Genomic DNA, 21,867 nt, shown 5'->3' with positions numbered 1-21,867 from the left:
CGCCCCGGCCTGCTGACGGCGACGTCCGTGCGCTCCTTCTGTCACCCAGGCGGCATCAGGCGAGTCCGAAGGGACTTTCGGCACTGTGCCACCCGGCCGGAACGAGCGAACGTGGGGGCATGACCACTCCTGCTCCGGTCCCTGCCCAGCGGATGGACGGCAGTCGCACGGCGGCGATCGTCGGCGGAATCATCCTTCTCGTGCTGGGGCTGCTCACTTCACTCGGCGCGGCAGGAATCCTCATCGGAGGAATCGCCACGGCCGCGGTCGGCGGACTTCGGAATGACGAAGGATTCCTCGTCTCGCCCGAGCGCACCTTCACCACCGACTCCTACGCCATCACGACCGAGCGCGACGATCCGATGAGCATCGGCGGCGATGTCCGCGCGCTTCCCTTCGATCTCGCCACGCTCCGTGTGACGGCGACGTCGCAATCCGGGGCGGTGTTCATCGGCGTGGCGCGACAGGACGACATCGATGCCTACCTCGACGGCGTCCAGCACAGCGAGCTGCACGAGCTGCGGGGCGCGCCGTTCGACGTCGAGTACCGCGAGGTGCCCGGCACCGCCCCTTCCTCGCCGCCTGAGGAAGAGGAGATCTGGGTGACGTCCGCGAGCGGCACCGGTCCTCAGCACATCGACTGGCCGCTCACGACCGGAGACTGGGGAATCGTGGTCATGAATGCGGACGCGAGCATGGGCATCGAGGTGGATCTGAGCGCCGGCGTCCGAAGCGACCTCCTCGGACCGGCGACGGCCGGGATGCTCGCCGCGGGCGGAATCGGGCTTCTCTGGAGCCTCGGCGCGATCGTGGCGGGATCCGTGCTGCTTGCCGTCGGCGCGCGCCGGCAGCCGGCCGTCTCGCCGGCGCCGGCGGCACCGCCGACCGCACCGAGCTGACCGAGCGGGGGCAATCTGAAGGTGCGGCCGCCCACGCCGGGGCTCCGCACCTTCAGATCCGTGCGCGCCGCGCACGCTTCCGCTCGCCGTCCGAACGGATGTCGCCGAGTTCGGCGTCAGGCCTTCACGGCTTGCTCCTCGCTGTCGGCGACCTCGGCCCGCTGCGACCGACGCAGCGTCACGGCCGCGATCGCGGCGCCGAGGGCGGCGACGATCGCCGCGCCGATGAACGCCCCCGAGTAGCCGTTCGTCAGGTCGGCCGGCTCGACGCCGCCCGAGATGATCATCGAACTGAGAACGGTGGCACCGGCCAGACCCACCGCCGAGCCGATCTGGTAGCTGGTGTTCACCAGTCCTGAGGCGATCCCGGTCTCTTCGGGGCGTGCCGCCCCGATCGCGACGCCGAGCGACGGGACGAAGGCCAGCGCCATTCCGAACGCGGCGATCAGCGAAGCCGGGAGCACGTCCACGACGAAGCTGCCGTCGGGGCGGATCGAGGCGAGCCAGACCAGACCCGCCGCGAGGAAGCCGAACCCGGCCACCACGAGAGGCTTCGGCCCGAACTTCGCCAGCAGACGCGGTGCGACGAGCGTCATTCCGAGCACGATCAGGATCGTCATGGGCAGGAGGGCGGCACCGGCGCCGAAGGCGCTCGCCCCGAGAACGTTCTGCAGGTACAGGTTCAGGAAGAACCACATGGGCACCCACGCCGCACCGAGCAGCAGCTGTGCGACGTTGGCCGCACCGAGCTGCGGAGCGCGGAAGATGCCCAGGCGGACGAGGGGCTGCCGCGAGCGAGCCTGGACGGCGATGAACACGACGAGGAGCAGGATGCCGGCACCCAGGGCGACGAGCGTCTCGACTGCCAGCCAGCCGACCTCGGGGACGCGCACGACGCCGTACACGACGGCAGCCAGGCCGGCTGTGCCGGTGATCGCTCCCGCGAGATCCACCGACCCGCGCTGACCGGCGAGCCGGGGCAACGACCCGGGAGTGAGCATCACGACGAGCGCGGCGATCGGCACGGTGATGTAGAAGACCCACGGCCAGCTCGCGTACTCGGTGAGCACCCCACCGAGGAAGACCCCCACGGTGCCGCCGATCGGGGCGGCGGCGCCGTAGATGGCGAACGCGCGGGGCAGATCCTTCGTGCCGCCGAAGAGGGCGACGAGGAGGCTCAGGGCGGCGGGGGCGATAAGGGCTGCGCCCGCTCCTTGCACCGCGCGTCCGGCCAGCTCCACTCCGACGCTGCCCGCAGCACCGGCCAGCACCGACCCGGCGGCGAGCACCACCCAGCCGGTGGTGAAGATGCGCCGAGCTCCGAAGAGGTCGGAAAGACGACCTCCCAGAAGCAGCAGCCCTCCGAACGCGATGACGTACGCGTTGAAGACCCACGACAAGGACTCCGGCGTGAAACCGAGCTCTGCCTGCATGTCGGGCAGAGCGACACCGATGATCGAGGTGTCCATGATGACGACGAACTGCGCCGCAGCAATCAGCGCGAGGCCGAGCCACCGGCGTCGGGCCGGCGGTTGTGATGTTGACATGATCGCTTCTCTCTTTCCGGGCGGATACCCTATGGGGGTATACAAGATACCCCGCAGGGGTATTTCGGATGGGAGCGATTTCTCGCCAGAGAGCGTCCGGGATGTCGCTGGGACCCTTGCCGATCAGTTTTCTCGAGGGCGGACGACGAGCCGCTCTCCCTCCCACGCGACGGGCATCGGGTCCGTCACTCCACCGACGAACGCGCCCTTCTCGTCGGCGTTGCGGAAGGCGAACAGCAGCCATCGGCCATCGGAGCGGCGCTGGATGAGCCTGCCGACGTAGAGACTCTCGTCGGTCAGCGGGTACGCGGCGTCCACGTCGAAAGGACCGAGCAGGGACTCTGCGGGGACCGCCCACGTGCCCCCTGCATGGCCTCTCCGCGCCGCCGCAGCGTGCTCGTCGAGACAGGAGAAGATCAGGATCGGTCGACCGTCGACGACCTCCACCTGCGTCACCTCGAGCTGACCGAACCCGTTGGCGGTCGGCGCCGTCAGAGGTTCCCGCAGCTCCCACGTGCGCAGGTCCGACGACCACGCGTGACCGACCACACCGCGACCGTCCGCAGGCCCGTGGGCCGCGCGGGCGGTGACGAGCATGTGCCAGCCGTCGCCGTCGGGGTCGGCGAACACCCACGGGTCTCGGAAGGCCTCGTCGTGCCATGCGCCGCTGTCGAGGGTCTCGTACCAGGGTGCCCGCGCTTCCAGCACCGGCCCGCCGCTCTTGGTCCAGGTCTCGAGGTCGTTCGAGGTCGCGTACCCGATGCGCTGGACGTTCTTGCCATCGGGGGCGAGGGACGACCCGGTGTAGAAGAGGAACCACGTGCCGTCGGGATGCCGGACCACAGAACCCGTCCAGGTGGCGAGGTCGTCGAACGCGGGAGCGTCGCTGCGCACGAGCGCGTCGGCGACCTGGGTCCATTCGACCAGGTCGGTCGAGACGGCGTGCCCGATCGATGCGCGGTAGTGACGGGCGTCGGGGTCGTGGAGTGCGCGGGAGGCGTAGAGGAAGTACAGGTGATACCGGTCGCCGTCGTCAGCGAACCAGAAGTCCCATACCCAGGAGCCGGGGAGGTCGAACAAGATGCGATCCTTCGTGTGAGCAGCGCGGTCCTCCGCGCTGGGTCGGTCTGTGTGCTCGGGCCGGAGCCGAGGGTCGTGCCGCGAACGGCGGGTGAGTCGGTGAGGCGTCGCGCGCCGCTGTCAGTGCACGGCCGCCAGCTCGGCAGCGGACGGCGGGTCTGCTCCGGGACGCGAGACCGTGATCGCCGCTGCGTGCGCCGCGCGAACGAGCACCGATTCGAGGGCGCTCTCCGAGATGCCTCCACCCGGCCGCCGCAGAGCCGCTCCGGATCCGCCGAGTCCGACCAGGCCGTCGATGAGAGCACCCATGAAGGTGTCGCCGGCTCCCACCGTGTCGACGACCGGCGTGCGTTCGGCCGGGATCGCGACGCGACCTTCCGCCGTCTGGACGAGGGCCCCGTCGGCGCCGCGCGTGATCACGACGATCGCGGGTCCGCGGACGTGCCAGTCCCGCGCGACGTCGGCGAGATCCCGACCCGGATGCAGCCACCGGATGTCCTCGTCGCTCGCCTTGACGACGTCGGCGAGGCCGACGAGTTCGTCCACCCGGCGGCGCACCGCGGCGGGGTCGGTCACCAGCGCGGGGCGGATGTTGGGATCGTAGGTGATCGTCGCACGATCCCGCGCCGCTCGAACGAGCGACGCCAGCTGCGATGCGCCCGGCTCGAGAACCGCGCCGACCGACCCGACGTGGATCAGCCGGGCATCCGTCAGTGCCGCGGCATCGATGCCGTCGAGCCCCCAGTCCAGGTCGAACTCGTAGGTCGCCGCACCCGAGTCGTCGAGGTGTGCCACCGCGGTCGCGGTCCGCGCCGCGGACACCGCCGTGACGGTGACCCCCGACTCCTCGAGCCAGTTCCGAAGCCGGTCGCCGCGCTCGTCGTCGGCCAGGCGCGTGATGAGCTCGGGGCGCCGCCCGAGACGCCCGAGGGTCAGCGCGACGTTGGCGGGACTTCCTCCGGGCGCCTCGTCGACGACACCGGATCGACGGTGGACGATGTCCACGAGAGCCTCGCCGATGACGACGATGCGCGAGGCATCCGTCGCCGTCATCCCTTCACCCCGCTGGCGGCGATGCTGCTGACGAACGCGCGCTGGAAGATGAGGAACACGATGAGGACGGGGAGCGTGATCAGCGATGTGTAGGCCATCACCTCGCCCCATGCGGTGTTCAGCTGGAAGAAGTACTGCATCCCGACCATGACCGGCCGCAGCTCCTCCTTCTGCACCACCATGAGCGGCCAGAGGTACTGGTTCCAAGCCGGCAGGAAGGTGAGGATCGCCACCGTCGCGAAGGCCGGACCCGACAGCGGCACCAGGATCCGCCGGTAGATCGTGAACCAGCTGGCCCCGTCGATGCGCGCTGCCTCGTCGAGGGACTTCGGGATCGTCGAGAAGTACTGCGTGAACAGGAAGATCGAGAACGCGTTCGCGATGAACGGCACGATCTGGACCTCGTAGGTGTTGAGCCAGCCGAAGTCGTACTTGACCACGCCGCCCTCGAGCACCAGGGTGGGCAGCTGCGCCACCCAGTAGACCATCGGCACCGCGATCGTCTCGAAGGGCACGATCAGCGTGGCGATGATGACGGCCAGCACGACGATGCGGCCCTTCCACTCCAGTCTCGAGAGGGCGAATCCGGCCATCGAGTTGACGACGAGACCCAGACCGACTGTGAGCACCGTCACGAGCACCGAATTGAACAGGAACTGAGCGACGGGGACGCGGTCGAAGACGCCGAAGTAGTTGTCGAGGCTGATGTCGCCGACGGGCAGGAAGGCGTTGACGGAGTCGACATCCTGCAGGATCTGGCTGTCGGGCTTGAGACTGGACACGAACATGAACACGAGCGGGAACAGGAACACGATCCCGAACAGGCTCATCGCGAGGTACAGCAGGATCCTGCCGCGCACGCGCTGGGCCTTCGCGCTCGACTCCGGCGTGATCTTCGCGCGGCGTCGCGCATCGCGCGGGGCGGTGGTCAGCGTTCTGGTGACGGACATGGTCAGTCCTTCTCTCGCGTCAGCCGACGCTGGACGAGCGCGACGATGAGCACCGCGATGAAGAAGATGAGCGAGATCGCGGCGGCATACCCGATCTCCTGCTGCTCGTATCCCTTGCGCACCGCGTAGAAGACGATCGTCGAGGTGGAGTTCACCGGCCCGCCCTGCGTCATCACGTCCACCTGGACGAACAGGCCGAGCGCGGCGATGGTGATGGTGACGAGGACGAACACCATCGTCGGGCGCAGGCCCGGCCAGGTGACGTTGGTGAACTGGCGCCACGGGCTCGCGCCGTCCATCTTCGCCGCTTCGTAGAGCTCCTCGGGGATGGTCTGCAGCCCCGACAGCCAGATGATCATGTGGAATCCGACGGCCTGCCAGATGGACATGAAGATGATGGCACCCAGCGCCGTCTGGGGGTCGTTCAGCCAGTCCGCGCCCGACCACAGCCCGAACGTGAGTGCGTCGATCATCGAGTTGATCAGTCCGTCGTCCTGGTACATGAACTTCCACAGGATCGAGACCACGACGATCGAGGTGACGACCGGGATGAAGAAGATCACCCGGAACGCGGTGACACCGCGCATGCGCCGGTTCACCAGCACGGCCAGGAGCAGGCCGAGGGCGGCTTGCACGGGGACGACGACCAGCGCGAAGACCGCCGTGTTCCCGATGGATTGGATGAGGACGGGATCGGCCGTGAAGGCGCGGATGAAGTTGTCGAATCCCACGAAGCGCGGCGGGTTCGGCGAGATGAGCCGCGCGTTGGTGAACGACAGGGTGAACGCGAGGATCACGGGGATGATCAGGAACAGGACGAGGAGGATGCCCGCGGGGGCCATCATCCCGAGTCCGGCCCAGGTCTCTCGTCCGCGGATGGAGCGGAAGCGACGGTAGGCGCGCCGAGGTTCCTCGGCGGCGACCGTCGGAGGTGTGACAGTCATGGCAGATCTCTCTCGAGGTGTGCCGGCGGGAGCGCTTCGGCTCCCGCCGGCACGGTGATCACTGGAAGCCGTAGCCGTCGTTGGACTCGATGTTCGCGTCGATCTCCGAAACGGCGCGATCCAGCGTCTCCTGGACGTCGGCGCCGCTCATGATGTCCTTCGCGGCGGTCTCGAAGGTCTTCGAGATGACCGCGTATGCGGGCGTCTCCGGCCGCAGCACGGCGTACTCCTGCGAGAACTCGACGAACGGGCGGAGCGCTCCCTCGTCGCCGAAGTACTCCGACGCCTGCGCGGCGGCCTCGGTGGCGGGAATCACGACCTGCTTGTCGGCGAACTCGGTGATGTACTCGTCCTTGAAGCTGAACTCCAGGTACTGGCGGGCGCCGTCGGCGTCGTTGCACTCCGACGAGATCGCCCACTGCCATGAGCCGCCGCCGATCTTCGGGCCGTTGCCCAGGTCCGGCGGGGGAAGGATCAGCAGGTCGTCGCCGACGGCGTCGAGAGCGGCGACGGCGTTCCACACGCCGGTGTAGCTGAGGGCGACTTCGTCGTCGACGAACTCCTGGTTGCCGACCGTGCCGCTGTTGTCGGCGTATCCGTCCGCGAACAGCCCGGCGAACCACTCGCCCCATTCGACCGCTTCCGGCCCGTTGAGCACGCCCTCGGCGCTGAGCATCGTGGAGCGGTCGATCAGGTCTCCGCCGAAGCTCTGCAGGAACGGCGAGTAGGCGTAGGGCCACCACTCGCCGGTGTCCTCGGCGCCGATGTCGATCGGCGTCTCGTATCCGGCGTCCTTGAGCGCGGCGAGCGCGGCGTCGAATTCGTCCGCGGTCCAGGGCTCCTCGACCGTCGGGATGCGGATCCCGTTCGCTTCGAGCACGGACTTGCGGGCGAAGATCGCGAGCGCGGCATCCCAGTACCCCGCCGAGTAGATCTCGTCCTCCCACACGCCGACCGCCGTCGGCAGCAGCGAGTCGGTCAGCTCGGTCGGCAGGTCGAGCGGCTGGAGATATCCGGCCCAGGCCCAGTTGGGCATGATCGGTCCGTCGAGATCGAGCAGGCAGGGAAGGTCGCCGGATGCCGCGGCAGCGACGATCGCGTCGTTATAGGCGCCCTGGGGGAAGGACTCGTGGACGACCTCGTACTCATCCTGCGAGTCGTTGAAGTCCGAGATGATCCGCTCGTAGACCTCGAGCTCGGCCGGGTTGCCGGCGGAGTGAGTCCACATCGTGAGTTCGGTGCGGCCATCCTCGGTCGTGGTCTCACCCTGACCCGCCTGACCGCAGCCGGTGAGGACCATTGCCCCCACCAGCCCGGCCGAGACGAACATCGGCGTCGTTCTGCGCATTCTGTGGTTTCCTTTTGTTGGCGGTCGACGCGTGCGCCGGCCGCTGATCGGAGACTGCCTACGGCAGTCGTTCGGTGTGTGAAGCCCGTCGCCGGTTCGGTTTGGCGACTTGCGCCGGCGGCGGGCCTACGGAGTCTCGTCTCACGACGGGACACTCCATCAGGTGCGTGGCGTCCTCATCCCCTTCCGCGCGGACGCCGAGCGCGACCTCCATCGCCCAGCGACCCATGTCGTAATGGGGCAGAGCGATCGTGGTCAGTGGGGGATCCTGCTCCGCGGCGACGAGCTGCTGGTCGTCGTAGCCGATGACCGACAGGTCGCGCGGAATCTCGAGTCCGCGATGATGCGCGGCGGTGTAGACGCCGACGGCCATGCGGTCGTTGAAGCAGAAGACGCCGGTGGGACGCCGGTCGTCGGGAAGATCGAGGAGGAGGTCGGCCGCCGATCGGCCGCCCTGAGCGGTGGTGGCACCGGTCACGTGGAGGGTGGGGTCGGCCGTGATGCCGGCTTCGGACAGCGCCTCGAGGTAGCCCTCGTGACGCAGCCGGGACGCGATCGGAGCGTCGTCGGTGTCGAGATAGGCGATCCGCCGGTGCCCCGCGTCGATGAGTTCCCGTGTCGCGGTGTACCCGCCGGCGCGATCATCGGGCACGACACTGCGGAAGCCGCCTCCCGCGGGGCGGCAGTCGAGGAACACCGTGGTCGGGGGGAGGCCTGCGGGAGCATCCACGACCCGGTGCCACATGCACGCGTAGATCATCGCGTCCACCTGCTGAGCGGTCAGCGCGCTGATCGCGTTGCGTTCGATGTCGTCGTCGCCGCCGGTGTCGACCAGGAAGACGAGGTGGCCCGACTCCCGAGCGGCGTCCTGGGCGCCGGCGAGCATCCGCCCGGCGAACGGCGTCGTGGCGATCTGATCAGAGATGAGGCCGACCGTTCGCGTCTGCTGCGTGCGCAGTCCGCGGGCCACCGAGTTCGGCGCATAGCCGACGGCTCGCGCGGCCTCGCGGACGCGATTGCGGGTGTCCTCCGAGATCCGCGACTCGACATCGTTCATCACGAGCGAGACGGTCGTCACCGACACGCCTGCCGCCGCTGCGACGTCCGAGATACGAGCACGAGGCACTCTTCACATCCTTGTGATAAATCGATTTATCCGACGGGGACGATTATGAACCCGTCCTCCTCCCCCCGTCAAGCGCGACTTTCAGAAAAGGAAGGGCGAAGCCGGCGCAGAGGCTGTCTTGCGGTTCGCGGAAGCCTCGTGGATTCCTTGCGGAAACGTTGCGGTTCTCTGATCGGCATGACGAGGTCGGTTTTCCAGACTCTTCTCATCAGGCAAGCGCACCGCGCAGATGTCTCAGAGAATCCGGGCTCAGACACCCGCAGATCCCTTGGGGGGAACCGACATGAAGAAGTCCATGAAGGGCACGATCGCCATCGCCGCCGGAATCGCGCTGCTGCTCGGCGGCGGCGGATCGCTCGCCTACTGGCAGGGCTCGGCGCAGACCAGCACCGCCACGATCCAGACCGGCGAGCTGAACGTCGCACTCACCTCGGGGGCGACCTGGCAGGTCAAGCGCGGCAGCACCACGACCGACATCACGAGCACGCTCGCGTCGTTCAAGATGGTCCCCGGCGACACCATCGTCTACACGGTCCCCTTCCAGACGAAGGCCAACGGCACCAACCTCACCGCCAACGCCACGATCGCCTGGGGCGGCTTCGCCGCCGTGCCGGCGCACCTGACCCCGGCCGTCGCGGGCACCTACAACGGCGCCGCGATCTCGGGCACCTCGTTCGACGTCGCGAGCGGCACCGTCAACGGCCAGCTCGTCTTCACGCTCACCTGGCCCTTCGGCAGCAACGCCTCGGCGGACACCGCCGCGGCGACGATGAACCAGAGCTGGAACCTGGGCGCCACCACCGTCACCGTCACGCAGACCGCCAACGGCGCGTCCTGACAACGGCCCACGACTGAAGGGGCCGGGCGTGTACCCGGAAAGCCGCCCGGCTCCTTCTCCATCACCCGCCGCGCGCACCACGAGAACGGACGAGAAGATGTCACGGAAGAAGAGCGGACGCCCCCTCGGGGTCGCCGGGCTCATCGCCGGCGTCGTGGCCGTTGCCGTGGTGCTCGCGCCCGGAACGCTCAGCTCCTTCGTCTCCACCGCGCAGGCCGACGCCGTCTCGGTCTCCACAGGAGAGGCGGCGCTTTCGATCTCGGGAACCGGCGGATCCACCGCCGGGGTCTACCCAGGCGGACCCGCACAGCTCATCGCGACGCGGTCGATCGCCAACACCGGCGATGTGGCGCTTTCGCTGAGCAGCTCGTTCAGCGCGACCGGCACCCTGGCCGCGAGCGTGGTGCTCACGGTGGCCGTGCAGTCGGGGGCCTGCGCGGCGACGCCGCCCACCTCGTGGCCCGCCGACACCGGCCGGTGGCAGGGCACGACCGCCGGGCAGACCACGGCCGTCGCGAACACTCTCACCACGGGCGCGACTCGCACCGTCTGCGTATGGCAGAGTCTGGCAGCGAGCGCACCCAACGGCACGCAGGGCCAGACCGCCGCAGTGTCGTTGACCATCACGGGCACGCAGACCGCGCCCTGACCCCGCCACGGCACCTCGAGGACGAAGGCACATCATGACGAAGCGAGCGAAGCTCATCGCGGCACTCGTGGCCGCGATCGGCCTGGTCGTCATCGCTCCGCTGTCGGCCGTCGCCTACTGGGTCGTGAGCACTCAGCTCGCCGTGACCGCGCAGGCGAGCACCTTCTCGATCGCGCCCGTCGCGGTCGCACCGTCCGCGGCCGGCTTCACCGGCTGGGCGGGCACGAAGTACTTCTCGGCGCCGCTCACCAACGACGGTTCGGCGCCGTGGGGCGGTCAGACCGTGACCGTGGCCGCGGCATCCGGATTCGGCGCCGCCGCCATCGCCACCGTGCAGGTCGCCTTCTCCGCCGATGCGGGGTCGTGCCAGACCGACGGCGTCTATGCGGGCGTGACGCCGAAGAGCGCACTGACCTCATCGTCGTGGACGGCGTCGGCACCCGTCGCCTCCGGCGCGACCGTGCACGCCTGCATCAAGCTCGCGGTCACCGACACCGACACGCACACCCTGACCGGAGCGGGCGCTCCCGCACCGAGCCTGACCCTGACGACCACCGCCACCGCGACGCAGCACAACTGGCGCGATGACGCGCAGGCGCAGCTCGCCGTCTCGAGCACCGGCTGGGCTGCCTGCAAGACCACGGGCAACAGCGTCGATCTGATGCTCCCCACCGCCGTCGCCCCCGGGACCTACACGGTCGTGCGCAACGACACCGGGGCCACCCTCACCGGCACCGTCACGTCGGCCTCGCGTGGCGCACTCAGCCTCACCTACCCGGCAGGCCAGGGCGCCGAAGCCGCCGAGACGTACGTGACGGTGAAGAACGCGCAGGGCGGCTCGATCGCCGTGGCGCGGCTCACCTTCCAGTCCTCGTCCAAGTCCAAGAACCTGGAGTGCGCATGAACGCGACGATCGCGGACCAGTACGCTGAGCGCCGAGACGAAGCGCCCGCCGAGGGGACGAACACGATGCCGGATGCCTCAGCCCCCGCCGCGGGCACGGATGGCGCTCCCGCCGACGACGACCGCGTGTCGTTCCCGCGCATGCTGTTCCAGGCGCTCTCGTGGGTGCTTCTCGGAGCCGTCTCTCTGCTGGCGATCATCGTCATCGTCGTTCCGGCGATCACGGGGTCGAAGCCCTACACCGTGCTGACCGGCTCGATGGTTCCGCTGTACTCCCCCGGGACGCTCGTGGTGGTCAAGCCCGTGCCGGTCGAGGAGATCAACCTCGGCGACGTGATCACGTATCAGCTGGAGTCGGGCAAGCCCGAGGTCGTGACCCACCGGGTGGTCGCCGTCGGCGCCGCCGCCGACGGGACGCCGCTGTTCATCACGCGCGGCGACGCCAACGACGCCGACGACCCCGAGCCGGTGCAGCCGGTCCAGATCGTCGGGGAGCTCTGGTACTCCGTCCCCTACATCGGCTGGATCAACAACGTCGTCACCGGCCAGGCGCGCGCCTTGGCGCTGCCCGTCGTGGTCGGCGGACTGTTCGTGTACGGGCTCGTCACGATCGCGATCAGCGTGCGGGACCGCCGTCGCGAGAAGGCTGCGCTCGCGGATCCGGATCTCGACGCGATCTAGCTCGGGCCGGCTCGGGGACGCGGGCTGACGCACCGCTTCCGACGAACCCCCGGCCTTCCTGACGCTCTCCGCGCAGCGGCGTTCTGCTCAGCAGAGGGAGTCGATGATCTCCCGAAGCAGCGCATCGGTCGTGAGGGGCGACACGATCGCAAGCCGGAGCATCGGCTGACCCGCGTGCGAGCTGGGCACGACGAACGCGCGCTGCTCTTCGAGAAGGCGATCCGACCACGCCTGATAGTCGCCGGCGGTCCAGCCGTCCTTGCGGAACGCCACGACCGAGAGATCCGGCTCGCGAACGAGGGTGAGTCCGGGGCGCCGGGCGATCTCGTCGGCGACGCGGCGGGCGCGGCCGATGGCGTCCTCGATCGCGTCGGCGTAGAGCGCGGTGCCGTGCGTGGCGAGCGAGAACCAGAGCGGCAGGCCGCGGACGCGGCGGGTGAGCTGGATCGCGAGATCGGAGGGGTTCCCGTCGGCGGAGTCGGTGAGGGTGTCGAGGTACTCCGCCTTCTGCGTGTGGGCGGCGAGCGCCACACGGGGGTCGCGGTAGAGGAGCGCACACGAATCGAAGGGGGCGAAGAGCCACTTGTGCGGGTCCACGATCACACTGTCGGCGTGCTCGACTCCCGCGAACAGGTGCCTGACGCTCGGAGCGAGCATCCCGGCCAGCCCATAGGCACCGTCGACGTGGAGCCATACGTCGCGCGCTCGAGCGACGTCGGCGATCGAGGCGATGTCGTCCACGATGCCGAGGTTCGTGGTCCCGGCCGTCGCGACGACCGCGAAGACGGCGCCGTCGGCGAGCGCGATCACGTCGTCTACGGCGGAGCCGCGAAGGCGGCCCGATTCGTCCGCTCGCGCCGGCAGGACGTCGACATCCATGACGGCCGCGGCGGATGCGATCGACGAATGCGCTTCATCGCTGCACACGACCGCCCACCGCTCCGGCATGCGCTCGCCTCGTTCGCGACGCGTGCGCCGGGCAGCCTCGCGCGCGGCGACGAGCGCAGAGAGGTTGCCGATGGTCCCGCCCTGCACGAAGACGCCTCCCGTGCTCGACGGGAGCCCGAATTCCTCGGCGAGCCATTCGAGCACCTCGTTCTCGGCGAAGACCGCTCCGGCCCCTTCCATCCACGACCCGCCGTAGATCGCCGACGCCGACACGACGAGGTCGAACGCGAGCGCGGCCTTGGTCGGCGCCGAGGGGATGAAGGAGAGGTAGCCGGGATGATCAGTCGATATGCACGCGGGCGCGAGCACGTGCTCGAACACACTGAGTGCGCGTCGCGCCCCGATGCCGTCCCGCCGGATGGATCTCCCCGCCAGCCGTCGCAGCTCAGCCGGCGACATCGGCCGGTCGAGGGGCACCGCCGGCAGCAGAGCACGGCGGCGAGCGTAGTCGAGGACGTCCGAGACGATGTCGGTGGTCTGCGGGGTGACGGCGTGCATGGGCGCAGCCGCCGCGGACGGCACCTCTTCGGCGGTCGGCCCCGCGAGTTCCGCGACCGGAGCGGCGGGAGATCCCTTCATCGAGCACCCTTTCATCGGTTTGTAATGTGCGTTAGATTCTGACACGTCAACGGCAGTTCTGTATCCCATGTTTCAAAGGAGATCCATGCGCACCCCTCATCGCCGGAGCGGCACCCTCGCCGCCGCAGTCGCGGCTGCGGCCGTGATCACTCTCACGCCGCAGCCGGCCGCAGCAGCAGCCGAGCACGCGGCAGCCGCCGAACGCGTGTCACCCCATGCCGTGCTGATCGGCGGAAACCTCAAGGAGAACGATCAGATCCTGCGGTCGATCGTCGACCTCGCCGACCCGGACGGCTCGGGGCCTGCGAGAGCGCGCATCGCGATCGTGACCGTTGCGGCGTCGGCCGCACGCACGCCGCAGGACGCCGCGGATGCCTCGAAGAACAACGCCGCCGCGAACGGTCTGTACTACTCCGCCCTCTTCGAGCGGTTCGGCGCCGAGACGTACGCGGTGCCCATCGACACCGCGATCAACTACGACGGCGACGTCTACACGCCCGCGAAGGCGTTCGATCCCGAGGTCAGCGCCGCCATCGAAGCGTCCACCGGGGTCTTCTTCGGCGGCGGGGACCAGATGCGATACGTCCGGACGCTCTTCGAGTGCGCGGATGCGCCGCTCGAGGCGTTCACCGACTGCGACGACACCCCCGTGATGACCGCCATCCGCGCCGTCGCTGCCCGCGGCGTCGTGTCCGGTGTCAGCGCGGGACTCACCATCCAGCAGGGCGAGGACATGATCACAGGCGGTGAGTCGTACGAGGCATGGCGGGACGGCGCGACGCCGGGCTATCTCGACGATGCCCGCGCCCTGGGATACCTTCCCCACGGCGGCTTCGGCTTCGTCGACGGCGTTCTCATCGACAGCCACTTCACGACCTGGGGCCGGCAGGGCCGGGCGGCGCAACTCGCGCTGGCGACGGGCCACCCCTTCGTCCTCGGCATCGACGAGACGACCGCCCTGGTCCTCGACCGGCGCAGCGGCAAGGGAACGGTGGTCGGTGAGCACGGTGTCTCGGTGCTCGATCTGCGCGCCGCGCAGCCGACGGCCGAGGGCGTCACCGGGGTGCGCTGGAGCTATGCCACCGCGGGCGACCGTGTCACCCTCGGCGACGCCGTCGAGGTGCAGCGGGCGCGCGGGTCCGCCCCGGTGAAGCCGCGGGGAGCGGATGCCTCGGCCGTCGCCGACGTCTGGGATTCGCTCGACGGCGAAGGTGGGGTTTACTCCCTCCGCGACCTCGCCCGCGAGGTCGTCGCCTCCTCGGCGCGGACCGGCGACGGGACCAGCTACGAGTCGGGTCCGCGGTTCGTGACCCGGCTCACGCGCGACGAGGCGACGGCTGCGTGGAGGACACCCGCCGGTGGCGTGTCGTTCTCACAGCTCCGGATGGACATCGTCGCCGCGCCCTGACCCACGGCGCAGCGAGAACGACCGGTCGCGCGTGCGCGGCCGGTCGTTCTCGCGTCCTGGCGCCCCGCAGCGCAGCGCCCCCGCGCAGCGCGGAGGTCAGTGGCGCGGAGGTCAGTAGAGTCCGAGGTCGCTGGCGGACCGGTCGGCTCGGGCCATCCGCTCCACGGCGGCGTCGCCGAGGCGCTCCAGACATCCGGCGACGACCGCCTCGATGAGTGCGAGCACCGGGGTCATCGCGTCGAACGGCGATGGTGCGGTCGTCGCGCTCGTGAGCACCACGTCCGCGTCGGACGAGATGGGAGACAGCCAGATATCCGTGAAGAGGACGACCGACGCGTGACGCTGACGCGCCGCGCGAGCGAGACGCTGGGTGTGCTCCTCGTAGCGGCGATAGTCGAACAGCACGACCACGTCGCGTCGGCTCAGGTCCTCGGCGAGCGCCGCACGCGCCGACGGCTCATCCGGGATCATCCGCACGCGGGGACGCAGCTGCTCGAGGTGCAGTGCGAGGGAGCGGCCGAGCAGACTGCTGTATCGACCGCCGGCGATGAGGACGGAACCGGAGGCGTCGCTGATGAGTTCGACGCAGCGGTCGAGCTCGTGTGTGCTCACTTCGGCGAACGTCCGCTCGAGCGTCGCCATCGAGATCGCGGCGGCGCGATCGCGAAGCGACGCGGAGTCCGGCCCGGCGGGCGTGCGCGCCTCATAGATGCGCAGCGGCGACGCCGAGCGCTCGTCGAGGTCACGGCGGAGGGCATCCTGGAAATCGGGGAACCCGCGGTAGCCGAGGCGCTGCACGAATCGCAGCACCGTGGGACCACTCACCCCCGCCCGTTCGGCGAGCCGCGCGACCGTCTCGAATCCCGCCGACGGGTACGCAGCGAGCAGCACGCGCGCGACCTTCCGCTCGGCGGGCGAGCAGTCGCCCATCCCGCGGCGGATCGACTCCGCAATACCGGCCTCCGCCATGTGGGGCACCTCCGGAGTCGACAGTAGCGCGCTCACCCCGAGGCCACGCGGATCACCAGCCCGGCGAGGAGGGCCACACGATCCGGAACGCTCCCGAGGTCGAGCCACTCGCTCTCGGCGTGATCGTCCCCGCCGATCGGGCCGAGGCCGTCGAGCACGGGCACACCGGTCGCCGCGACGAAGTTCGCATCCGACACGCCGCCGGTGGCCGCCGCATCCATGCGCAGCCCCAGCTCGCCGGCGACGACGTGCGCCGCAGCGAGGAGCCCGGAAGTGGACGAGCCCTCGAGCGGCGGGCACACGTCCCCCCGCTCCGCGATGGCCGTCACACCCGGCACGACGGTCTCGTTCGCGCGCATCTCGATGCGCGTGAGCGCCCACTCCAGATCGTCCAGCGTCTCAGCGCGCACCTCGCCGTGAAGACTCGCGGCGGCGGCGACGACGTTCGCCCGCTCCCCCGCCTGGACGACGCCGATGTTGACCGTCAAACCGCGACGAGCGCCGTTGAGCCCGTGGACGTCGAGCAGCAGCCGCGCCGCCTCGACGGCGGCGTTGCGTCCGCGATGGGGCTCCACCCCGGCGTGAGCGGCGCGTCCTCGCACCTCGACGCGGACGTCGGCCACGCCCTTGCGCGCCGAGACGAGGTCGCCGTTCTCGCGCGCGCACTCCAGGCAGAGCGCGGCGTCCATGCCCGTCGCCAGGGTCGCGAGCAAGGGCCGGGATGCCGGCGACCCGACCTCTTCGTCGGGGGTGAAGGCGAGCACGAGTTCGGCGAACCCCGTGAATCCCGACTCGATGAGGCACTGCGCGGCGTAGAGCCCCGCGAGGGCGCCACCCTTGTCGTCGCAGACTCCGGGCCCGTAAGCGCGTCCGCCCTCTTCGCGATAGGGCCGGGCCGCAGCCGTCCCGTCGGCGAAGACGGTGTCGAGGTGAGCGAAGAGGAGGATGCGGGCGCGACCCGACCCCCGCAGGCGCCCGACGACCACTCCCCCGAAGCGCTCAGCCCCGACGGCGGGCGTCGGCTGCCTCTCGACCTCGAACCCGAGGTCGAGCAGTCGCGCGGCGCACCAGTCGCCCGCGGCATCCACCCCCGCCGGCGAAGCCGAACCCGAGTCGATGGAGACGAGCTCCCGCAGGTCACGGCGGAAGCCGGGCATCGCGCGGACGCACCACGCGCGGAGAGCGGCCGCCGTCGGCGTCGCGACGGCGGCCGGGAGAGGGGGCACTACAGCACCTTGGCGAGGAACGCCTGCGTGCGAGCCTCGCGGGGATTGCCGAGCACATCGGCGGGAGCGCCCTGCTCGACGACCACGCCGCCGTCCATGAACACGGCCAGGTCGCCCACCTCACGGGCGAAGCCGATCTCGTGGGTGACGACGATCATCGTCATCCCCGAGTCGGCCAGGTCGCGCATGACGTCGAGGACGTCGCCGACGAGCTCGGGGTCGAGCGCGGAAGTCGGCTCGTCGAACAGCATCACCTCGGGGTCCATGGCGAGGGCGCGCGCGATCGCGATCCGCTGCTGCTGCCCGCCCGACAGCGCGCTCGGGTACGCCGCGGCCTTGTCGGCGAGGCCGACGCGCTCGAGCAGGTGCAGAGCACGCTCCTTCGCCGCGGCGCGACCGGTGCCCAGCACCTGAACGGGGGCCTCGATGACGTTCTCGAGCGCGGTCATGTGCGGGAAGAGGTTGAACCGCTGGAAGACCATGCCGACCCGCGGCGCTGACGTGCGACCGCTGCCACGGGAAGCTCGTACAGTTTGCCGTTCCGCTCCTCGTAGCCCACGGTGCGCCCAGCGACCCTGATCACGCCGGCGTCCACCTTCTCGAGGTGGTTGATGCAGCGCAGGAAGGTCGACTTGCCCGAGCCGGACGGACCGAGGAGGCACGCCACCTGGCCGCGCTCGACCTGAAGGGTGATCCCCTTGAGGACTTCGAGCGCGCCGAACCGCTTGTGCACGTCCTGCGCGTCGATGATGGCGGCGGTGGCCGTCTGCGCCGAGTCGGTCGAGACGACGGGCTCTGTGGGGAGCATGGTGGTCACTTCTTTCCGTCCTTCCAGCTGCGCAGGATCCGGCCCACCGCGCTCTCCCGCGCGCCGGCCACCCCGCGCCCGTAGCGGCGCTCGAGCCAGGCCTGCGGGATCGCGAGGATGCTCGTGAGGGCGAGGTACCAGATCGCCGCGACGACGAGCAGCGGGATGATCTTGAAGTTCTGGGCGTAAGCCATCTGGAGGTTCGACATCAGGTCGCGCCCCGCGATCACCGAGACGAGCGCCGTCGTCTTGAGCATCGTGATGACCTCGTTGCCCATGGGCGGCACGATGACCCGCATCGCCTGGGGCAGGATGATGCGACGCATCGTGCGGGCGGGGCTCATCCCGAGCGAGTATGCAGCCTCGGTCTGACCGTGATCGACCGACAGGATGCCGGCGCGCACGATCTCGGACGCGTAGGCCATCTCGTTGAGGCCGAGTGCGAGCAGCGCCGCCACGGTCGCGGGGATCAGCATGCTGGTCTCGATCGACCAGAACTCGATGCTCGTGAACGGGATGCCGAGCACGATCTTGGGAAGGAACGCGCCGATGAATCCCCAGAAGATCAGCTGCAGCAGCACGGGAGTCCCGCGGAAGACCCACACGAACAGTCCGCTGACGACGCGGAGGACGGGGTTCGGGGACAGGCGCATGACGGCGACGACGATGCCGCCGCCGAGGCCGATCACCATGGCCGCGATGGTGAGGTAGATGGTCGTCGCGAGCCCCTGGAGCGTCAGCGGCGCGAACAGGTATTCGCCGACGGTCGGCCAGTCGATCGCCGGGTTCTGGGCGAAGGCGAGGATGAGCGACGCGGTCAGGAGCCCGACGATGACGCCCGACACCCACCGCCAGGGGTGGCGCAGCGGGACGGTGGTGATGGGTTCGTGGCGGGAGGGGGCGGCGCTCCCGGGCGGGGCGCTCGCGGCGAGCGGCTGCGACGTTGCGGCCATGGTGCTCCTCGATGTCGGCGGGCCAATGCCCGGGAGTGGGGGGAATCGGGCCCCCCGGTGAGGCCGTGGGATCGGCCTCACCGGGAGCGGGTCTCAGTTCGCGGCGCCGTTGATGGTCGCCTCGTCGATGCCGATGCCCTCGACGCCGAACTCGGCCAGGATGGCGGTGTACGTTCCGTCGTCCATCAGGGACTGCAGCGCGGCCTGGATGGCGGCCGCCAGCTCCTCGTTCTCCTTCAGGACGCCGATGCCGTTGAGGGTCGCGTTGTATCCGTTGGGAGCCGTCGGGTCCTCGATCACCATGAACGTGTCGCCGTCGTTGGTGGTCTTGGCGACGTAGCCCGCGCTGGGCTTGGTGAGGAGGGATGCCGCGGCCTTGCCTGCGGTGATCGCCAGCTGTGCGTCCGAATCCGAGGGGAACTCCGACAGCACGATGGGGTCGAGCCCCTCCGCCTCGCATTCCGCCTGCCATACGCCGTTCACGAGTTCGGCCTGGCTGGTGGCGGACTGCACGGCGACGTTCTTGCCGCACAGGTCGAGGTAGGTCTCGATCTCGTCGGGGTTGCCCGCGCGAGTCAGGATGCCGGTGCCCGACGCCGAGTAGTCGACGAACGTGAGCACGTCCATCCGCTCGACGCTCGAGGTCATCGCCGACATCGTGACGTCGAAGTTGCCGGCCTGGAGGGCGGGGATGATGCCGTCGAAGCCCTGCTGGGCGAATTCGAACTCGATGCCGAGCTTCACGCCGATCGCCTGGCCGAGGAGGACGTCGACGCCGGTGAGCTCCTCGGAGCCTTCGGAGACGAACATCTCGAACGGTGCGTAGGGGGCGTCGGTTGCGACCGCGACGCTCCCGGTGTCGGCGATGTCTTCGGGCAGGAGCTCGCGGGCCGCCTCGTCGACGGCGACCTCGACGCCGACGATCTCGACGACGCCGTCGGCCGACTCGGCGGACGTGGTCTCGTCGCCGGATGCGGCCGCGCAGCCGGCCAGGATCAGGCCGCCTGCAGCCAGAGCGGCCGTTGCGACCGCGGCTCGGCGCAGGCGAGGGGTGAGGTGTTCCATCGTGGACCTTTCTCGTGACGCGCTCGCCTCTGAGCGCAGGTCCATCATGTAATACGCGTTACGAAATGTCCAGCATGTGTCTACTTCGTAATCTGTGTTTCATCCTTCTCCGGTCGTTCCCAGCCCAGATCACCCGTGATGTGCTGTCATGGAAACCGAAGGGGAGTAGTCCTCGCCTCGTGCCGACAGTACGGTTCGCGTCCGCAACCCGGTGCGACGGAGCATCCGCTGACCAGACCTTCACGACTCGATCGTGGAGGCATCATGGACGTTCCTTTCTCGGCTTGGCTCGGAGTTCTCGGCGTGATTCTGATCATGCTCGCCGTGGATCTGTTCGCCCACCGCCGGGCTCATGTCATCGGCGTGCGGGAGGCCGCGCTGTGGTCCGCGGTCTGGCTCGCCCTCGGCATCGGATTCGGCGCGGTGGTGTGGAACGTCTGGGGCGCCGAGTACGGGCAGCAGTACTACTCGGGATACCTCATCGAGAAGTCGCTCGCGGTCGACAACGTCTTCGTGTGGGCGATCATCTTCGCGTCGTTCGCCGTCCCCCGGGAGTTCCAGCACCGGGTCCTGTTCCTGGGCGTGCTCGGGGCACTGGTGTTCCGCGCGATCTTCATCTCGGCGGGCGCAGTGCTGATCGATCAGTTCTCGTGGATCCTGTACGTCTTCGCGGCGTTCCTCATCGTCACGGGCGTGCGGATGTTCATCTCCCGCAACGAGCACGTGCACCCCGAGCGATCGCGGGTGATCGCCCTGTTCCGCCGGATCGTGCCCATGACCGACGCCTACCACGGGCAGCGGTTCCTCATCCGACGCGCCGGCGCCGTGCTCGCGACCCCGCTTCTGGCCGTGCTCGTGCTGGTCGAAGTGACTGACATCATCTTCGCGGTCGATTCCATCCCGGCGATCTTCGCCGTGACCTCGGAGCCGTTCCTGGTGTTCACGGCCAACGCGTTCGCGATCCTCGGCCTGCGCGCGATGTACTTCCTGCTCGCCGACCTCGTCCACCGCTTCGTCTATCTCAAGCTCGGCCTGTCGGCGGTGCTCGTCTGGGTCGGCATCAAGATGATGCTGCTCGACGTCGTGAAGATCCCGACGACCGTCAGTCTCGCGGTCGTCGCGGGCATCATCGCGGTCGCCGTCGTGGCCAGCCTCATCGCGACCCGGGGGCAGCCTCGCACCGCGGTGACGGCAGCCCCCGCCGGCGCGTTCCGCCTCGCCACGGAGGAGGAGCTCACCCAGGCCGAGCCGCTCTGGCGCGGCGCGGTCAGGCGAGCTTACGAACGGCGGCGCTGAGCGAGGCGCTGATCGTCGCCGGATCGACCGTCGGGGCACCGCCCTCTTCCACCTGACGTGCCCAGGACTGACCGATGTAGCGCATGACGCCGGCGAGGACGTGCGTGATGATCTCCGCCTGTTCGCCGAGCTGCTCCGTGGACTCGTCGGGGTACTGCGTGCGGAGGCGGAGCTCGATGATCTCGCGCAGGTCGTGCTCGATCGCGACCAGCCGTTCCATCTGCCGGGCCATCAGGATCGGATTCGTGGCCACGGCTCGGATACGGCGGGCCAGCAGCCGCGGGTCCTCCGCCATCGCCCCCGCGTCGATGCGGATCAGGCCGATCGCCTCCTCGAGGAGCGGACTCGCCGAGACGATGAACGCGCGCGCGGCGCGCTCATCGATGCTGGGCGCGCCCGGGCCGATGACCGCGTTGTCCTTCGTCTTGAAGTGGTTGAAGAAGGTGCGCTGGCTCACGCCCGCCCGGGCGCAGATCATGTCCACCGTCACCGCGTCGTAGCCGAGCTCGAGGACGAGGTCGACGGCGGCGGCCTCGATCGCCGCAGCCTTGGCGACGGCGTCCTTGCGACGAGGACGTGCGGGGATGGACATGATCT

The 21,867-nt window shown here is 69.4% G+C and carries 20 protein-coding genes and 1 pseudogene; 7 read left to right on the top strand and 14 right to left on the bottom strand.

From position 1 onward, the window contains the following. The first annotated feature begins 119 nt into the window (after nucleotides 1-119). Nucleotides 120-899 (top strand): hypothetical protein, encoded by a 780-nt coding sequence (locus tag HF323_RS00300; RefSeq protein ID WP_169580591.1) that lies wholly within the window; start codon nucleotides 120-122, stop codon nucleotides 897-899. A 116-nt stretch (nucleotides 900-1,015) separates the two neighbouring features. On the opposite strand, the gene HF323_RS00295 is transcribed toward HF323_RS00300, so the two are convergent. From HF323_RS00295 to HF323_RS00265, 7 genes are all read right to left on the bottom strand, one after another. Next, on the bottom strand, nucleotides 1,016-2,446 hold the full coding sequence (locus HF323_RS00295; protein WP_188241612.1) for an MFS transporter: 1,431 nt from the start codon (nucleotides 2,444-2,446) through the stop codon (nucleotides 1,016-1,018). 123 nt (nucleotides 2,447-2,569) lie between these two features. Further along, entirely contained in the window at nucleotides 2,570-3,526 is a 957-nt protein-coding gene (locus HF323_RS00290) for a family 43 glycosylhydrolase (protein WP_169580590.1), read from the bottom strand. Between the two features lie 120 nt (nucleotides 3,527-3,646). Next, nucleotides 3,647-4,579 (bottom strand): carbohydrate kinase, encoded by a 933-nt coding sequence (locus tag HF323_RS00285; protein ID WP_169580589.1) that lies wholly within the window; start codon nucleotides 4,577-4,579, stop codon nucleotides 3,647-3,649. Then, nucleotides 4,576-5,529, bottom strand: coding sequence for a carbohydrate ABC transporter permease (locus HF323_RS00280; RefSeq protein WP_169580588.1), 954 nt, complete (start codon nucleotides 5,527-5,529; stop codon nucleotides 4,576-4,578). Before HF323_RS00280 ends, HF323_RS00285 begins: the two co-directional genes overlap by 4 nt. Nucleotides 5,530-5,531: 2 nt before the next feature. Next, entirely contained in the window at nucleotides 5,532-6,473 is a 942-nt protein-coding gene (locus HF323_RS00275; RefSeq protein ID WP_169580587.1) for a sugar ABC transporter permease, read from the bottom strand. Nucleotides 6,474-6,531: 58 nt separating this feature from the next. Beyond that, nucleotides 6,532-7,821, bottom strand: coding sequence for an extracellular solute-binding protein (locus tag HF323_RS00270; RefSeq protein WP_169580586.1), 1,290 nt, complete (start codon nucleotides 7,819-7,821; stop codon nucleotides 6,532-6,534). A 58-nt stretch (nucleotides 7,822-7,879) separates the two neighbouring features. Beyond that, entirely contained in the window at nucleotides 7,880-8,947 is a 1,068-nt protein-coding gene (locus HF323_RS00265; protein ID WP_169580585.1) for a LacI family DNA-binding transcriptional regulator, read from the bottom strand. Nucleotides 8,948-9,230: 283 nt separating this feature from the next. Here HF323_RS00265 and HF323_RS00260 point away from each other — a divergent pair, with 283 nt between their 5' ends. The 4 genes from HF323_RS00260 (at nucleotide 9,231) to HF323_RS00245 (ending at nucleotide 12,018) form a co-directional block, all read left to right on the top strand. Beyond that, complete coding sequence (locus tag HF323_RS00260) at nucleotides 9,231-9,785, top strand: alternate-type signal peptide domain-containing protein (protein WP_169580584.1); 555 nt, start codon at nucleotides 9,231-9,233, stop codon at nucleotides 9,783-9,785. Nucleotides 9,786-9,882: 97 nt separating this feature from the next. Next, complete coding sequence (locus HF323_RS00255; RefSeq protein ID WP_169580583.1) at nucleotides 9,883-10,434, top strand: hypothetical protein; 552 nt, start codon at nucleotides 9,883-9,885, stop codon at nucleotides 10,432-10,434. Between the two features lie 34 nt (nucleotides 10,435-10,468). Then, entirely contained in the window at nucleotides 10,469-11,338 is an 870-nt protein-coding gene (locus tag HF323_RS00250; RefSeq protein WP_169580582.1) for a hypothetical protein, read from the top strand. Continuing rightward, on the top strand, nucleotides 11,335-12,018 hold the full coding sequence (locus HF323_RS00245) for a signal peptidase I (RefSeq protein WP_169580581.1): 684 nt from the start codon (nucleotides 11,335-11,337) through the stop codon (nucleotides 12,016-12,018). The genes HF323_RS00250 and HF323_RS00245 overlap by 4 nt, the downstream gene beginning before the upstream one ends. A gap of 87 nt (nucleotides 12,019-12,105) precedes the next feature. Here HF323_RS00245 and HF323_RS00240 read toward each other — a convergent pair whose 3' ends face one another. Continuing rightward, nucleotides 12,106-13,464, bottom strand: a complete 1,359-nt coding sequence (locus HF323_RS00240; RefSeq protein WP_223169138.1) for an aminotransferase class V-fold PLP-dependent enzyme — start codon at nucleotides 13,462-13,464, stop codon at nucleotides 12,106-12,108. Nucleotides 13,465-13,630: 166 nt separating this feature from the next. Here HF323_RS00240 and HF323_RS00235 point away from each other — a divergent pair, with 166 nt between their 5' ends. After that, nucleotides 13,631-14,953, top strand: a complete 1,323-nt coding sequence (locus tag HF323_RS00235; RefSeq protein ID WP_169580579.1) for a cyanophycinase — start codon at nucleotides 13,631-13,633, stop codon at nucleotides 14,951-14,953. 111 nt (nucleotides 14,954-15,064) lie between these two features. Here the strand turns inward: HF323_RS00235 and HF323_RS00230 are convergent, their stop codons facing one another. From HF323_RS00230 to HF323_RS00210, 5 genes and pseudogenes are all read right to left on the bottom strand, one after another. Further along, complete coding sequence (locus tag HF323_RS00230) at nucleotides 15,065-15,922, bottom strand: MurR/RpiR family transcriptional regulator (RefSeq protein WP_169581300.1); 858 nt, start codon at nucleotides 15,920-15,922, stop codon at nucleotides 15,065-15,067. A gap of 32 nt (nucleotides 15,923-15,954) precedes the next feature. Beyond that, the gene (locus HF323_RS00225) at nucleotides 15,955-17,148 is read right to left on the bottom strand and encodes a M20 family metallopeptidase (protein ID WP_317450955.1); all 1,194 of its coding nucleotides are present in this window, start codon (nucleotides 17,146-17,148) and stop codon (nucleotides 15,955-15,957) included. Then, a pseudogene (locus tag HF323_RS00220) lies at nucleotides 17,148-17,956 on the bottom strand (amino acid ABC transporter ATP-binding protein). Before HF323_RS00220 ends, HF323_RS00225 begins: the two are co-directional and overlap by 1 nt. Before the next feature lie 5 nt (nucleotides 17,957-17,961). Further along, nucleotides 17,962-18,909 carry an amino acid ABC transporter permease gene (locus HF323_RS00215; protein WP_169580578.1) on the bottom strand — a complete coding sequence of 316 codons (948 nt, stop codon included), beginning with the start codon at nucleotides 18,907-18,909 and terminating at the stop codon, nucleotides 17,962-17,964. Between the two features lie 93 nt (nucleotides 18,910-19,002). Further along, the gene (locus tag HF323_RS00210) at nucleotides 19,003-19,974 is read right to left on the bottom strand and encodes a transporter substrate-binding domain-containing protein (RefSeq protein ID WP_169580577.1); all 972 of its coding nucleotides are present in this window, start codon (nucleotides 19,972-19,974) and stop codon (nucleotides 19,003-19,005) included. Nucleotides 19,975-20,238: 264 nt separating this feature from the next. On the opposite strand from HF323_RS00210, the gene HF323_RS00205 reads away from it, so the two are divergent. Continuing rightward, nucleotides 20,239-21,270, top strand: coding sequence for a TerC family protein (locus tag HF323_RS00205; RefSeq protein WP_169580576.1), 1,032 nt, complete (start codon nucleotides 20,239-20,241; stop codon nucleotides 21,268-21,270). On the opposite strand, the gene HF323_RS00200 is transcribed toward HF323_RS00205, so the two are convergent. Then, complete coding sequence (locus HF323_RS00200) at nucleotides 21,242-21,862, bottom strand: TetR/AcrR family transcriptional regulator (RefSeq protein WP_169580575.1); 621 nt, start codon at nucleotides 21,860-21,862, stop codon at nucleotides 21,242-21,244. The genes HF323_RS00205 and HF323_RS00200 overlap by 29 nt on opposite strands. Between the last annotated feature and the right edge of the window lie 5 nt (nucleotides 21,863-21,867).

Source organism: Microbacterium sp. MF43, from assembly GCF_012847295.1.
In the GTDB taxonomy this organism is placed as follows: Bacteria; Actinomycetota; Actinomycetes; order Actinomycetales; family Microbacteriaceae; genus Microbacterium.
Note: the sequence above shows the minus strand (reverse complement) of the source record. Positions and strands in the feature narration are given on the sequence as shown.